Origin of the sequence: Aequorivita sp. KMM 9714 (assembly GCF_011065475.1) — a bacterium.
GTDB classification, from domain to species: Bacteria; Bacteroidota; Bacteroidia; order Flavobacteriales; family Flavobacteriaceae; genus Aequorivita; species Aequorivita sinensis.
On sequence record NZ_JAAGRO010000002.1, the window covers coordinates 420825 to 436227 of the forward strand.

General features: G+C 35.4%; 11 protein-coding genes and 1 pseudogene. 10 read left to right on the plus strand and 2 right to left on the minus strand.

The annotated features are described in order from the left end of the window. Positions 1–34: 34 nt before the first annotated feature. The 10 genes from G3A46_RS08170 to G3A46_RS08215 all read left to right on the plus strand — a co-directional run bounded on the left by G3A46_RS08170 (position 35) and on the right by G3A46_RS08215 (position 13764). Positions 35–2239: a RelA/SpoT family protein gene (locus G3A46_RS08170; RefSeq protein ID WP_165148608.1), complete on the plus strand. Its 2205-nt coding sequence runs from the start codon at positions 35–37 to the stop codon at positions 2237–2239. A gap of 166 nt (positions 2240–2405) precedes the next feature. Then, entirely contained in the window at positions 2406–2876 is a 471-nt protein-coding gene (locus G3A46_RS08175; RefSeq protein ID WP_139854994.1) for a transcriptional repressor, read from the plus strand. Between the two features lie 6 nt (positions 2877–2882). Next, positions 2883–4157, plus strand: coding sequence for an adenylosuccinate synthase (locus G3A46_RS08180; protein ID WP_165148611.1), 1275 nt, complete (start codon positions 2883–2885; stop codon positions 4155–4157). 109 nt (positions 4158–4266) lie between these two features. Further along, a complete protein-coding gene (locus G3A46_RS08185; protein WP_165148614.1) occupies positions 4267–5964 on the plus strand; it encodes an OstA-like protein in 1698 nt (565 codons plus the stop codon). 188 nt (positions 5965–6152) lie between these two features. Further along, complete coding sequence (locus G3A46_RS08190) at positions 6153–7343, plus strand: aspartate aminotransferase family protein (RefSeq protein ID WP_165148617.1); 1191 nt, start codon at positions 6153–6155, stop codon at positions 7341–7343. A gap of 136 nt (positions 7344–7479) precedes the next feature. After that, positions 7480–8880, plus strand: coding sequence for a tetratricopeptide repeat protein (locus G3A46_RS08195; protein WP_139854998.1), 1401 nt, complete (start codon positions 7480–7482; stop codon positions 8878–8880). A 35-nt stretch (positions 8881–8915) separates the two neighbouring features. Next, the gene (locus G3A46_RS08200; RefSeq protein ID WP_165148620.1) at positions 8916–9896 is read left to right on the plus strand and encodes a DUF368 domain-containing protein; all 981 of its coding nucleotides are present in this window, start codon (positions 8916–8918) and stop codon (positions 9894–9896) included. A gap of 24 nt (positions 9897–9920) precedes the next feature. Beyond that, a complete protein-coding gene (locus tag G3A46_RS08205) occupies positions 9921–10943 on the plus strand; it encodes a DUF368 domain-containing protein (protein ID WP_165148623.1) in 1023 nt (340 codons plus the stop codon). Beyond that, positions 10936–11667, plus strand: a complete 732-nt coding sequence (locus tag G3A46_RS08210) for a shikimate dehydrogenase (RefSeq protein WP_165148626.1) — start codon at positions 10936–10938, stop codon at positions 11665–11667. Before G3A46_RS08205 ends, G3A46_RS08210 begins: the two co-directional genes overlap by 8 nt. A 102-nt stretch (positions 11668–11769) precedes the next feature. Further along, positions 11770–13764: a DUF349 domain-containing protein gene (locus G3A46_RS08215; protein WP_165148629.1), complete on the plus strand. Its 1995-nt coding sequence runs from the start codon at positions 11770–11772 to the stop codon at positions 13762–13764. Positions 13765–13849: 85 nt separating this feature from the next. Here G3A46_RS08215 and mazG read toward each other — a convergent pair whose 3' ends face one another. Beyond that, positions 13850–14626 (minus strand): nucleoside triphosphate pyrophosphohydrolase, encoded by a 777-nt coding sequence (gene mazG / locus G3A46_RS08220; protein WP_165148632.1) that lies wholly within the window; start codon positions 14624–14626, stop codon positions 13850–13852. Positions 14627–14976: 350 nt separating this feature from the next. After that, positions 14977–15387, minus strand: a pseudogene (locus G3A46_RS08225) (DUF5606 domain-containing protein); the annotation flags it as partial. Positions 15388–15403: the final 16 nt, after the last annotated feature.

Sequence of the window (15403 nt, forward strand, 5' to 3'; positions counted from 1 at the left end):
GCCCGTTTAAATACTTTTCAATACTTTTAGATGTATGACAGAAGCAGACTTAGAAGAAGAAAAAAAAGAAATTGCAAAGCAGTATAAAGAGTTGCTAAAAATCAGTTATCGCACCTTAACCAAGGAAGATAAAAAACTGATTCGCAGCGCTTTCGACCTTGCTGTAGATGCACATAAAGAGCAACGCCGTAAAAGTGGTGAGGCTTATATTTTTCATCCTATTGCAGTTGCAAAAATTGTTGCCTCGGAGATTGGTTTAGATGCCACCTCTATCGCAGCAGCACTTTTGCACGATGTTGTGGAAGATACCGAGTACACTGTTGAGGATATTGAAAAAATGTTCGGCAAAGTGGTTGCTCGCATTGTAGATGGACTTACAAAAATTGCCCACATATCCCTTTCGGAAGATGTTTCTATGCAAGCAGAAAACTTCCGTAAAATGTTGCTTACTCTAAATGAAGACATTAGGGTAATCATCATTAAAATCGCGGATAGGCTTCATAATATGCAAACCATGGATAGCATGCCGCCGCATAAACAGCGTAAAATTGCTTCCGAAACACTTTATATATACGCGCCTCTTGCACATCGCATCGGACTCTATAACATTAAAACAGAACTCGAAGATTTAGGTCTTAAGTTTACTGAACCCGATGTTTACGCCGATATTTTAAGCAGAATTAAAGAAAGCAAAGAAGAGCAAGATGCTTATATCAATGCTTTTAATAATGTTATAAAAAATTCCTTAGATGCTGAAGAATTAGAATACGACATTAAAGGTCGTCCAAAATCTATTTTCTCTATTCGTAGGAAGATGCTGGCTCAAAACGTAACTTTTGATGAGGTTTACGATAAGTTTGCCGTTCGTATTATCTACAAGAGTAAACCTGAAAACGAAAAGTTTTTAGCTTGGAAAATATATTCTATAGTTACTGATCATTTCCGTCCTAATCCAATACGTTTGCGCGATTGGATTTCCTCACCTAAATCAACAGGATACGAAGCCCTTCACATTACCGTAATGGGGCCTAAAGGGCGTTGGGTAGAAGTACAAATTAGAAGTGAGCGTATGAATGAAATTGCTGAAAAAGGTTTCGCAGCTCACTACAAATACAAAAACAAAGAGAAGGACGATGGTGGTTTGGAGAATTGGCTAAATAAATTACAAGATACTTTAGAAAATTCAGAAATAAGCGCTGTAGATTTTGTTGAAGAATTCAAACTAAATCTATACGCAAAAGAGATTTTCGTTTTCACACCAAAAGGAGACTTATACTCCCTTCCAAAGGGCGCAACAGCTTTAGATTTTTCTTTTCACATTCACACCGAAATCGGGATGCATACTCGTGGTACAAAAGTGAATGGAAAATTAGTTCCCCTAAGTCATCAACTGAAAAGTGGGGATCAAGTTGAAATAATTACATCTGAAAATGCCAAACCAACTGCCAACTGGTTAAACTATGCAACCACGGGTCGTGCGCGTTCAAAAATTAAATCTTCTTTAAAAGACGAAAAGAAACAAATTGCTGCAGATGGAAAAGAAATTTTAACGAGGAAGCTAAAATCATTAAAAATAAATCTTGACGAAAACACCATCAATCAAATGGTTGTATTCTTTAAGGTAAAAACTAGCCTCGACCTGTATTACCGTGTGGGAGCAGGAATTATCGACAACCAAAAGTTGAAAGATTTTGCTTCATCCAGAAGTAATGCCTTTATCAGTTTCTTTAAAAATAAAATCAGAAAGCCAGACAAGCCGGAAGATATCCACAAAGAAGAAATTACCGAAAAGTTCGATCAGCTGGTGTTTGGAAAAAACGAAGACAAGTTGGATTACAAAATAGCTAATTGTTGTAACCCGATTCCTGGGGATGATGTTTTTGGATTCGTTACAGTAACCGATGGAATAAAGGTGCATAAAACCACCTGCCCAAACGCTTTACAATTACAGAGTAATTATAGCTACAGAATTATGCCTGCTAAATGGGTGGATTCTACTCAGCGTGAATTCAAGGCTATTCTTAACATTAGTGGAATAGATACAATTGGACTTGTAAATGAAGTTACCAAGGTAATTTCAAACAACCTTAATATCGATATGAAGAGTGTTCATTTTGATAGTGACGATGGAGTTTTCACAGGGAAAATTATTGTTATTGTTAAAAACAGAACCATCCTTAACAACTTAATGGATAACATTAAAAAGATTAATGGAATTGACAAAGTTTCCAGAGAATAAGTAAAATAGATGAAGAATTAAGGTGTTCCAAGAATTGAAAACTGCAGTATACATCACGTATTTAGGCCTAAAAAGCTGAAATTTATAGTGCCAAATACCTCAAGTTTCTTTTTCTTTAATTTCCATAATAGAACATCTAAATTTTGAGTAACTTTGCATCCTTATTATGAGCATTAAAACAGACTTAAATAATCAGGCTATTGTAAAGAACGTTTTCACGGGTTTCTTAGAGGAAAAAGGACACCGTAAAACGCCAGAACGCTTTGCTATACTTCAAGAAATTTATGACCACGACGACCATTTTGATATTGAATCGTTGTATATAAATATGAAGAATAAAAATTATCGCGTAAGTCGTGCAACGCTTTACAATACTATTGAATTACTTTTGGAGTGTGGGTTGGTTCGCAAACATCAGTTTGGACAAAACCAAGCGCATTACGAAAAGTCATATTTCGACCGCAACCACGATCACGTTATCCTTTCGGATGGCGAAGTGATCGAGTTTTGCGATCCTAGAATACAAAGCATTAAAAAAACTATTGAAGAAGTTTTCAATATTGAAATAACCAACCATTCACTATATTTCTACGGAAATAAAAAACCCGCAACAAATTCTGACGCGGACAATTCTTGATAAATTATGGCAGTAGACTTACTACTTGGACTACAATGGGGCGACGAAGGCAAAGGAAAAATTGTCGACGTACTTACAAAAAACTATGATATAATCGCACGCTTTCAAGGCGGGCCAAACGCAGGCCACACCTTAGAATTCGACGGTATTAAACACGTTTTAAGAACAATTCCATCTGGAATTTTCCACACAAACGCAATGAACGTAATTGGTAACGGTGTTGTTATCGATCCTGTTGTTTTTGTAAAAGAACTTGAAGGACTTGACAAATACAATATCGATTACAAGAAAAACTTAATTCTGTCAAGAAAAGCACATATCATTTTACCAACACACCGTTTGCTTGACGCAGCTTCTGAAGCTTCTAAAGGAAAGGCGAAAATTGGTTCTACTTTAAAAGGTATCGGACCAACTTATATGGATAAAACCGGAAGAAACGGAATTCGTATTGGTGATTTAGAATTAGACAACTGGAAAGATAAATATCGCGCATTAGCAGATAAGCATGAGGCGTTGATTGCTTTTCACAATGTTGATGTTCAGTACGATTTAGCAGATCTTGAAGCAGAATTTTTCGCTTCAGTAGAAACGCTAAAAACACTAACATTTATTGATAGTGAAGAATACTTACACCAAGCACAAAAAGCTGGAAAGACAATTTTAGCTGAAGGAGCTCAAGGTTCGTTATTAGACATCGACTTTGGAACTTATCCTTTTGTAACGTCTTCAAATACCACTGCTGCTGGTGCTTGTACTGGTTTGGGAGTACCTCCTAACAAAGTAAAAGATGTATTCGGAATATTTAAAGCATACACAACCCGCGTTGGTAGTGGTCCTTTCCCTACCGAACTTTTTGATGAAATAGGCGCAAAAATGGCAAAGATTGGTAACGAATTTGGAGCTGTTACTGGGCGTGCAAGACGTTGTGGATGGTTAGATTTAGTTGCATTAAAATACGCTGTTCAGGTGAATGGTGTAACACAATTAATAATGATGAAAGCCGACGTTTTAAGCGGATTTGATACATTAAAAATTTGTACTGCATACAATTACAAAGGCGAAATTATTCAGCATCTACCGTACAACGTAGAAGCCGAAAACGTTACTCCTATCTATACAGAAATGAAAGGTTGGAAAGCCGATTTAACTAAGATGAGTGAAGCATCTCAGTTACCTCAAGCGCTAAAAGACTACATAGATTTCCTTGAAAAAGAATTGGAAATTCCTATCAAGATAGTATCTGTAGGTCCAGATAGAAAACAAACAATTCTTAGAGACTAAGAATTAGTTTTTAAACATCATAACTTTCAAATACATAATCCTACAAGGTTTTTAAAACCTTGTAGGTATTTGAGTTTAAAGCGGAGAACAAATAAAAGAGAAGCAGCATTTGAAAGCAATATCGGCATATATTTTACTTTTTCTTTTCTTCGGAATACATCTTTCCGCACAGGAAAAACAGAAAGTTGATATACAATCTGGTTATCTAGAAATACGACCAGAGTTTCCGAATGCAGCAATTTACACTAAGGACGAATCGGGACAAGTTTATATTGTTCATGAAGGTGTAGAAATGTGGTGCGACCAAGCTTTTGTTTATCTAAAAAGCAACTTCGTTAAAGCATACGGTCAAGTACGAATTACACAGGGCGATACTATTTCAATGAATAGTAAATACGCCGAGTATAACGGAAATACTCAGTTTGCCTTTGCAAGTGGTGATGTAGTACTTACTGAGCCAAAAACTACACTAAAAACAGATACCCTTTACTTCGATAGGGTTAAACAACAAGCTTTTTACAGATCTGGGGGAACTGTACAAGATACCTCGAGTGTATTGACAAGTAGAATTGGAAGGTATTTTGCAGAAAGTCAGAAGTACCAGTTTTTATCAGACGTAAAGATTGTAAATCCAAAATACACGGTAAAAAGTAATCAACTAGACTTTTATTCTGAATCTGGTGATGCTTACCTCTACGGTCCTTCAACTATAGAAAGTGAAACTAGCACTGTATATTGTGAGCGAGGATATTACGACACTCGCGGGGATACAGGTTATTTTGTAAAAAATTCTAGAGTAGATTACGAAAACAGAACACTCTATGGCGATAGTATTTATTTCGACCGAAATAAAAGTTTTGCTTCGGCCACCAATAACATTAGAGTAATAGACACTATTAACAAAAGCTTTATCCGCGGGCATTATGCTGAAGTTTTTCGCGCTAAAGATTCTGTTTTTATAACCAAAAGAGCTGTTGCAATTACAGTTCGTGACAACGACTCTATTTACGTTCATGCCGATACATTACAAGTAACAGGAAAGCCTGAAAATAGAATTCTAAAAGGTTTTTACCAAGCAAGAATGTTTAAACCTGGCAAAGAAGGCGATGAACCTACTAGCGGTAAATGCGATTCTATCTACGTAAATGAAAAACGAGGCATCACAAAGTTATTGCGAAACCCTGTGATGTGGAGTGGTGAAAATCAAATGACTGGTGACACCATTCATATTTTATCAGACACGTTAACGAATAAACTAGACACATTAAAAGTTTTTAATAATGCGTTCTTAGTTCAGAAAGATAGTTTGGGTTACAATCAAGTAAAGGGAGAAAGTCTCATTGGGCTTTTTACAAACAACGAGTTAGATACCGTAAACATCAACAAAAACACTCAAGTAATTTATTATTCTCGAGACGATAAAGAACAATTAGTTGGGATAAACAATACTGTTTCGAGTTCGATCCAAATGTATTTGGAGCAACAGCAAATTACAGGAATTAGATTTATTAAAAAAGCAACAGGTAAGGTATATCCACCATCTATGCTTCCTGAAAACGCTCGGATTTTACCTGGTTTTACATGGAGAGGTGACGAACGTTTATTAAAAGTAGAAGATTTATTTAAAGATAAACCAGCCCCTATTTTACCTAAAATTCAAGGAATTCCGTTGCCTTACGACGAAGGTGAGTTTTTTGAAGATATACCCGAAGATAAAATTCAACTCCCAAAAGAGTCTAAGTTAAGTCCGAAGGATCTACAAAACCGCCCAGACGACCCTAAAGCGGAAACGGAAGAAGACGAGTAGTTGGAGATTAGAAGTTAGAAGTTAGAAGTTGGAGGTTAGAGGTTAGAGGTTAGAAGTTGGAAGGTGGTGGTTGGAAAATAAATTTCTTTTTTAAAAGTTCTCAAATTCTTTTGGTCTTACTTTCAATTTCTACAAAACCAAAAGCAGTTCTATAGATTTAAATTGCGCATATAATTATTCATAATACAATGAAAAACGATTTCTTCAAATATCAGGCACAAACCACTCCTCACCCATTGGCGATGGAGATTTCTCGTGCAGAAGGGAGTTATATTTACGACAAATCTGGTGGAAAACACCTTGATTTTGTCGCTGGAGTTTCAGCTTGTACACTTGGACATTGTCATCCACGAGTGGTTTCGGCTATTAAAAATCAGACTGAAAAATATCTTCACGTTATGGTTTATGGAGAATACATTCAAGATCCAGCCGTAGCGCTTACTAAATTACTCGCTGAAAATTTACCTGAAAATCTAAACACCACTTATTTAGTAAATAGCGGTACAGAAGCCATAGAAGGAGCTTTAAAACTAGCACGACGCGCAACGGGTAGAACGCAGATTCTATACGCAAATAACGCCTATCACGGCAACACGATGGGGTCTATGAGTGTTATGGGCTTCGAAGAGCGCAAAAACGCATTTAAACCTTTAATACCCGATTGTTTTCCTGTTACTTTTAATAACGAAGCAGACCTTGAAAAAATAACTTCAGAGACTGCTGCTATTATTTTAGAAACCATTCAGGGGGGAGCAGGCTTTATTCAGCCAGAAAACAACTATCTGAAAAAAGTACGTGAAAAGTGTGACGAAACTGGCACTTTGTTAATCCTAGATGAAATTCAACCAGGCTTTGGCCGCACAGGAGAACTTTTCGCATTTCAACATTTTGGGATAGCACCAGACATATTAGTTATGGGAAAAGGAATGGGTGGAGGAATGCCAATTGGAGCGTTTACGACTTCACACGAAGTGATGACGTTACTTCAAGACAATCCAAAATTAGGGCATATTACTACTTTTGGTGGTAATCCAGTAATTGCTTCAGCTGCCTTGGCAACTCTACAAGAGTTAACTGAAACCGATATTATAAAACAAACCCTTGAAAAGGAAAAGCTTTTTAGAAAACTACTAAATCACCCGTTAATTACAGAAGTTCGCGGACGAGGTTTAATGCTTGCAGCAATGGTGGAAACCCCAGAAATTGCAAACGAAGTTATCCTTGCTTGTAAGGACCGAGGATTAATTCTTTTCTGGCTACTGTTCGAAGGAAGAGCCATACGTATTACACCTCCCCTAACAATTAGCAATGACGAAATTACAGAGGGTTGTAATATAATTTTAGAAGTTTTAGATTCAATTCAAAAGAAAGTAAACTAAATTATTTTATTGATTTTCAGGTATTTACACTCTTATTTTCTTGTTAATAAGTTCGTTAACAAGAAACTCGGCATAACAATTGAACTTAAATTATCATTACTATCTTTAAAATAGTTACAACCGTTAAAACGAGCGTATGCAATTAAGTTCAAACGAGCATAACAACTTTGCCCTTGAGAAATTCGAATCTATGCTGAAAACCAACAGCGTACTGTTTTTCGATTCCGAGGAATTTGAAGAAATAGTGCATCATTACCTTGCAAACGGAAAAATGGCACTAGCTAAAAAAGCTACTAAATTAGGTTTAGAGCAACACCCTACTTCTACCAACCTAAAGCTTTTTAAAATTGAAATTTACATTTTCGAAAATCAATTAGATATTGCTGAAGAGCTTTTAAATGAACTTTATCTATTAGAGCAAAGCAACGAGGAAATTTACATTCAAAAAGCAAATATCTTCTCTCGTAGAGATCAACACAAAGAAGCAATTTCGCTATTAGAGCAAGCTTTAGACATCACAACAGATGAAAGTGATGTGCTTTCATTGCTAGGTATGGAATATCTTTTTATGGAAGATTACCAAAACGCCAAGCGATATTTTATGAAGTGTTTAGAGAAAGACGAACAGGATTACTCTGCACTTTACAACATTATTTACTGTTTCGAATATCTTGAAGAATACGAGCAAGCAATAGATTATCTAAATGATTTTTTAAACAAAAATCCTTATTGCGAAGTAGCTTGGCATCAAGTGGGGAAACAATATTTCGCTTTAAAAGATTATAAAAAAGCACTTGCGGCTTTCGACTTCGCTATTATTAGCGACGATAGATTTATTGGCGCATACCTTGAAAAAGGGAGAGTACTTGAAAAGCTCAAAAGATATAGAGAAGCTATAGAAAGTTATTCTATTACATTAGGATTAGACGACCCTACATCATACGCCCTACTTCGCATTGGAAAATGTTATGAGAAATTAGGTAATGATGAAATGGCACTACAGTTTTTTACTAAATGTGTAGAAGAAGATTCCTTACTAGATAAAGGTTGGATAGCTATTACTGATTATTACTACAAAAACAAGCAGTATCAAAAAGCATTGTACTATATCGAGAAAGCTATTAATATTGATAGTGAAAATGTGCTTTATTGGAAACGTTACGCCAAAATCAACAACAAACTAAGTCTTTTTGAAGAAGCTGAAGTTGGATTTCGTAAAACCTTAGAATTAGGAAATTATGAATTAGAATCTTGGTTAACACGTAGTGATATTTTAACAAAGTTAGGCGAATTTGAAGCAGCTGTAAACAATCTAAATCAGGCTCTTGAATTTTATTCAGAAAACGCTGAGTTAGAATACCGACTTTCTGGTTTGTATTTCATCTTAAACGAACATGATAAAGGTGCATTTCACTTGAAAAATGCACTAAAATCTGAACCTGAATTTTTTATGATACTTGAAGAATTATTTCCTTCAGTTTTAGAAATTAAAAGGGTTCAAGAAATAATCAAACAACACAAAAATCCTTCTCTTTAATTTGTGTATTTTTGAGGCTTTAGCAATTTAAAATTATGCCTCAAAGAAATTTCATTCAATACTTATTAATTACTGCGAAAGGTTTAGCGATGGGCGCTGCCGATGTTGTTCCCGGTGTTTCGGGAGGTACTATTGCCTTTATCTCAGGTATCTATGAAGAGTTGATAACAACCATTCACAATTTAGACCTAGGATTCTTTAAAATTTGGAAAAAAGAAGGCTTTTCTAAAGCTTGGAAACACTATAATCTTTCGTTTTTACTAGCCCTATTCTCAGGGGTACTTATAAGCATTTTATCCCTTGCAAAATTAATTACTTGGCTATTGGAGTTTTACCCAATTGCTGTGTGGTCTTTTTTCTTCGGATTGGTAATCGCAAGTATATTATACGTAGGGAAACAGATTTCGAAATGGCGACTTGTAGTAGTTTTGGCATTAATAATTGCCACAGTCCTCTCCTATTTAGTAACTATTGCAGAGCCAATAGGATCACCAGATAGTATTTGGTTTCTTTTCTTAGCTGGTTTTATTGCTATTATCGCGATGATTCTTCCAGGAATCTCAGGAGCTTTTATCCTTTTACTAATGGGCGCTTACACCACAGTTATCGGGATTATCACACAACTTACAGAAGGTATTTCTACATTAGACACTAGTCTTATTCTAAATTCCGTAGGAAAAATCTTAGTCTTCGGACTTGGTGCTATAGTTGGGTTAAAATTATTTTCTAAAGTGTTAAACTGGTTGTTTAAACACCATAAAAACCTAATATTAGCAGTGCTAACTGGGTTTATGATTGGCGCTTTAAATAAAATTTGGCCTTGGAAAGAAGTGCTTCAATACAGGCTAAATCACGCTAGAGAAGAAGTTCCGTTTTTAGAGAGGAGTATTCTTCCACAAAATTTTGATGGAAACCCTCAAGTAATATTAGCTATAGCTTTTGCTATCATAGGCTTTTTAACCATATTTTTACTTGAACGTGTAGCAGTAAAAAAGCAAAATCCTACTGAGAGTTAAAACTTAAAAATACATATCCCGATAATGTACGAAAACCGCTCCCTTTCTGATAAAGTTTGGTTAGTCCTAAAAGGGCTAGGAATGGGTGCTGCCAATAAGGTTCCAGGGGTTTCGGGGGGTGTTGTTGCTTTTGTAGCTGGCTTTTACGAAGAGTTTATCTACTCGCTACAAAAAATAAACAAAAAAGCTTTTAAACTCTTAATCGGTGGACGATTTAAGAGTTTATATCGCTATACAAATGGTCAGTTTTTAACATTGCTAATTACTGGAATGGTAATCAGCTATTTTAGTATTTCTAAATTATTAGACTACCTCATCGTTCACTACGAGCTATACGTCTGGAGTGCTTTCTTTGGAATGATAATCGGTTCTATTTACTTTATTGCAAAAGATTTTGGTGAATGGAACAAAAAGTACATCGCCTATCTTATGGCTGGAGTGATTGCTGGGGTAGCCATAAGCTTTTTAGAACCTGCTAAGGAAAACAGCAATCTACTATTTGTTTTTTTCTGTGGAATCATCAGTGTTTCAGGAATGACTTTGCCAGGGCTTTCGGGATCGTTTATATTAATTCTCCTCGGGAATTATGTACTGCTTCTAGTAGATTCTGTAAATGCGCTTTTCGACTCTATTGCCAACGTATTTCAAGGAGATTTTAGTTGGCTTTACGATCCGCACCGCATTGAATTACTTAAAGTTTTAGCTGTTTTTTCTATTGGCTCATTAGTAGGATTAGTTTCACTTTCGCACTTATTGGCTTATGTATTAAAACGATTTAAAAAAGCCACTTACGCAGTAATTATAGGGTTTATTGCTGGGTCTTTAGGCGTTGTTTGGCCTTGGAAGGAAGAAAAATACGTTATTGATAGCTTAGGAAACATTACTGTTGACGCCAACGGAAGAAAAATAATTACAGGATATACTCGCTATTTTCCAGAATCTTTTGGAACGGAAACTATACTCGCTATAGTGTTTATGGTAGTAGGTGTTGTTATTGTGTTAAGCTTAGATTGGTACGACAATTATAAAAAACAACAAAATGTCTAAATTCGGATTGGTTGGAAAAAATATTAGTTATTCATTTTCAAGGACTTATTTCACCGAAAAGTTTGAAAAAGAAAACCTGAATCACACTTATGAAAACTTTGATATTCCATCAATAAATGACTTTCCTAAGGTTATTTCTGAAACTTCAAATTTACTTGGGTTAAGTGTTACGATACCTTATAAAGAGGAAGTGATACCTTTACTAAATGACTTAGATGAAGAGGCTAAGAAAATTGGAGCTGTAAACACCATTAAAGTGTCAGAATCTAAAATGATTAAGGGATTTAATACCGATCATTATGGATTTCAGAAGTCTTTGGAAGCGTTTCTACCTATTCAAAAGAAAACTGCGCTAATCCTAGGAACTGGCGGGGCTTCAAAAGCAATTGCGTACGCCCTTGAAAAGCTGGGATTCGACTTTAAATTTGTAAGTAGAAAGAAAACATCGAGTAATTTAAGCTATGATGAACTTGATGAAAACATCATTCAAAATCACTGTTTGATTATTAACTGTACGCCTTTAGGCACTTTTCCTAATATAACTGACTGTCCTAGCATCCCTTACGAGTTTCTTTCAGAAAAACATTTGCTTTTCGACTTGATATACAACCCCGCAGAAACTGAATTTCTAAAACGCGGAAAACATCAAGGAGCAAGAATCTCTAACGGATTAAAAATGTTAGAGTTTCAGGCTGAAAAAGCTTGGGAGATCTGGAATTCATAAAATTTGAGGAAAAACTTCCAAAAAAGCCTCGTGTGCTTTGCTAGTTGCAGAGTTGTTAGTATATTGAACCTCTAAGATAAATGAACCTAAACATTGAAAGAAATGTCTGACGAAAAAATGCCAAAGGATACATCTACTCCATTGAGTAATCAAGAAAATGAAAAAGTAACTCCAGATAACGAAACTACATCTGAAAAAGAATCTGTTGCACCTGTAGAAACTGAAAAAGTTGAAACAGAAGAAAAAGTAGCTTCTGATACAGTTGCAGAGGAAACTACTCCTGCTACTGCTGATCTGGACGAAATTGAAATTGAAGATGAAGAGGAAGTAGCTTCTTCAGAAGATGAGGAAGAAGACGAAACTAAAGAAGAAGAGGCACAAAAAGATTACAGTACGCTATCTAAAAAAGAGTTGATTGCCGAGTTTGAAACTTTATTAAACACGAAGAAAATTCAAGATTTAAAACACGATGTTGAAGAAATTCGCGCGGAGTTTAACAATCAGTTTAATGAGGAATTAGAGCATAAGAAGGAAGATTTTCTTGCTGAGGGCGGAAACATTATTGACTTCCACTACACTACTCCGTTAAAGAAAAAGTTTAATTCACTTTATTTCGATTATAAGGAGAAGCGTAACAACTATTACAAATCCCTTAAAAAGGATCTTCAAGCAAACTTAGATAAGCGCTGGGAGTTAATTGAGGAATTAAAGAGCCTTTTAGGTGCTGAAGAAAACATCAATACAACTTACAAGCACTTTAAAGAAATACAAGAAAAGTGGCACGTTGCAGGTCCAATACCGAGAGACAAGTATAATACGGTTTGGAATACTTACCATCACCACGTTGAAAATTTCTACGATTATCTTCACCTGAATCGTGAATTCCGAGATATGGATTTCAAACACAACTTAGATGCTAAGTTGAAATTGATTACCCGAGCTGAGGAACTTGCGCAAGAAGCAAATGTAAACAAGGCATTCCGTGAGTTACAGATGCTTCACAAAATGTGGAAAGAAGATATAGGTCCAGTTGCTAAGGAATATCGTGATGAAGTTTGGGATAAGTTTAGTGAAGCTACAAAGGTTATTCACGATAAACGCCAAGCGTATTTAGCCGAGGCTGAAAAAGAGTTTGAAAACAACCTCGAAAAGAAAAAACAACTTATCGAGGAAATAAAAAAGACAACCGAAGAGACGAAACCAAGTCACCAAGGATGGCAAAACTCAATTAAAAAGGTTCAAGAGTTAAGAGATACTTTTTTTAATACGGGTCGTGTACCAAGAGCAAACAACAAGGAGGTTTGGAAATCTTTTAAAGATGCTACAAGTAGCTTTAATTATCAGAAAAACTCTTTCTACAAAAATCAAAAGAAAGAACAGTTTACAAATCTTGAGATGAAGCGTGAGCTTATTAAAATTGCTGAAGACAATAAAGACAGCGAAGATTTTGAAACTACAACCCAGTTGATGAAGAAAATTCAGAATGACTGGAAGAATATTGGTCACGTACCAAGAAAATATAGCGACAAGATTTGGAAGCAGTTTAAAAAAGCTTGTAACCACTACTTCGACCGACTTCACGCTCAGAAAAATGAAGCAAATAAAGAAGAGGTTGCTCACTATGAAGCAAAAGAAGCAATGCTTTCAAAACTTGCTACTTTTGAATTAAGTGGAGATCATAAAACCGATATTAAGGCTATAAAAGACAACATTACTGCTTGGAAAGAAATTGGTCGCGTACCTTATAACAAGCGTAATATAGAGCAAAAGTTTAATAAAATACTGGATGCACTTTTCAAAAAGCTTGATTTAGGTAAAAAAGAAGCGGAACTTATCAAGTTCGACAACAAGCTGAATACGCTTGTAAACAGAGATGACGAGCGTAAACTTAAAAACGAACACTTCTTCATTTCTAAAAAGATTGAAGAAACGAAAGATGAAATCCGTCAGTTAGAAAATAACTTAGGTTTCTTCCGCCATGTAGACGACGACAATCCTATGGTTGTAGAAGTTCGCAAAAACATCGAACGTCATAAAGAACAATTAGAAGTTTGGAAGGCTAAGCTTTCGAAAATTAAAGAAGTTCGAGAAGACTAAAATTGAACTTTTAAGCATAAAAAAAGATTTAATCATTCCACTTGAGAAAGATTAAATCTTTTTTTATTTCTAAGCCATGCTGTTGTTATTGAAGTTTTGCTTCATTCCAAAAAACATCCATTTCTGCAAGCGTCATATCCTTTAAAGATTTGTTCATCTCTTTAGCTTTTCCTTCTAGGTATTGAAAACGTTTAATAAACTTTTTATTTGTGCGCTCTAATGCATTTTCAGGGTTTACATTTAAGAATCGAGCATAGTTAACCATAGAGAAAAGCACATCGCCAAATTCGGCTTCAATTTTATCTTGGTTGTTTTCGTTTATTTCGTGCTGTAATTCACCTAATTCTTCTTGTAATTTTTCAAAAACCTGTTGTGGTTCTTCCCAGTCAAAACCTACACCAGCTACTTTTTCTTGAATTCGACTCGCTTTAACTACTGCCGGTAGGGATTTAGGAACACCTTCCAAAACACTTGTTTTTCCTTCTTTCAATTTTAGGTTTTCCCAGTTGCGCTTTACTTCAGCTTCATCTGCAACTTTTACATCGCCATAAATGTGTGGGTGACGTGCAATAAGTTTATCGCATATACTATTACATACATCTGCAATGTCAAAATCGTTTGTTTCGCTTCCTATCTTTGCGTAAAATACTATGTGCAAAAGAACATCCCCCAACTCTTTTTTTACCTCATCTAGGTCGTTATCTAGAATGGCATCTCCAAGTTCGTAGGTTTCCTCTATGGTTAAATGACGAAGCGATTCCATAGTTTGTTTTTTGTCCCAAGGGCATTGCTCTCGCAATTCGTCCATAATGGTTAACAATCTATCGAAGGCTTTAAGTTGGTCTTGACGCGTATTTTTCATTGTAAATGAGGTGTAATTAAGTTTTAATGTATTTAATAAATGAAGCAAATTTATAGCGATGCCTAAAGACTAAATAACACAGAGGCTATAAAGTTATGGTTTATTATAAAATACCGGGTGATAAATTTTTACTAAAAGAAAAAGTCTTAAAACCCAATTGGATTTTAAGACTTTCGTTATAAAATACTATAACCTTTTTAAGTAATAACAAATTATTATTTCTTACGAGCGGCAGTACTTTTAGCTGTTCCTCCCTTTTTTGCTGAAGACGCTTTTGCACTTGCAGCCTTAGGAGATGCAGCTTTAGCAGCTGTTTCTTTTTTAGGCTTTGCTGCTACTGTTTCTTTGTCTTCTTCTTTATTTTCAGCTTTTGCTTCAGAAAAATCTGTAAGACCATTTTTAACTAAAAGGTTGTACCACTGTAGTACTTTTTTAATATCACTAGCATACACTCTATCCTCATCGTAGTCTGGTAATACACTAAAGAAGTATTCTTCCAATTCTATTTTAGAAGACTTATGACTAATAGCTTCTTTTCCTTCTTCTTTTGTTGCAATCTTATTAAAGACTTCGCGTAGTGGAACCTCTGCTGATAGTGTGTATATAGCAATTTCTGAAAGCAAGCTCACATTGTGACGGCCACTTACGTTAATTGTTTTACCATCTAAAAGCGACTCTGCTAAAAAGCCTGCTCTTGTTTGGGATTTCAATTTATATAATCCAGGTTTACCGGAGATTGATAACACTTTTTCTAAGCTCATAAAATTCCTTTATTTT

Excerpts from the sequence above, each read along its gene's own strand:
- G3A46_RS08205 (WP_165148623.1), top strand. The coding sequence starts at position 9,921 with ATGTACGAAAACCGCTCCCTTTCTGATAAAGTTTGGTTAGTCCTAAAA.
- G3A46_RS08195 (WP_139854998.1), top strand. The coding sequence starts at position 7,480 with ATGCAATTAAGTTCAAACGAGCATAACAACTTTGCCCTTGAGAAATTC.
- G3A46_RS08170 (WP_165148608.1), top strand. The coding sequence starts at position 35 with ATGACAGAAGCAGACTTAGAAGAAGAAAAAAAAGAAATTGCAAAGCAG.
- mazG (WP_165148632.1), bottom strand. The coding sequence starts at position 14,626 with ATGAAAAATACGCGTCAAGACCAACTTAAAGCCTTCGATAGATTGTTA.
- G3A46_RS08200 (WP_165148620.1), top strand. The coding sequence starts at position 8,916 with ATGCCTCAAAGAAATTTCATTCAATACTTATTAATTACTGCGAAAGGT.
- G3A46_RS08210 (WP_165148626.1), top strand. The coding sequence starts at position 10,936 with ATGTCTAAATTCGGATTGGTTGGAAAAAATATTAGTTATTCATTTTCA.
- G3A46_RS08175 (WP_139854994.1), top strand. The coding sequence starts at position 2,406 with ATGAGCATTAAAACAGACTTAAATAATCAGGCTATTGTAAAGAACGTT.
- G3A46_RS08215 (WP_165148629.1), top strand. The coding sequence starts at position 11,770 with ATGTCTGACGAAAAAATGCCAAAGGATACATCTACTCCATTGAGTAAT.
- G3A46_RS08180 (WP_165148611.1), top strand. The coding sequence starts at position 2,883 with ATGGCAGTAGACTTACTACTTGGACTACAATGGGGCGACGAAGGCAAA.
- G3A46_RS08190 (WP_165148617.1), top strand. The coding sequence starts at position 6,153 with ATGAAAAACGATTTCTTCAAATATCAGGCACAAACCACTCCTCACCCA.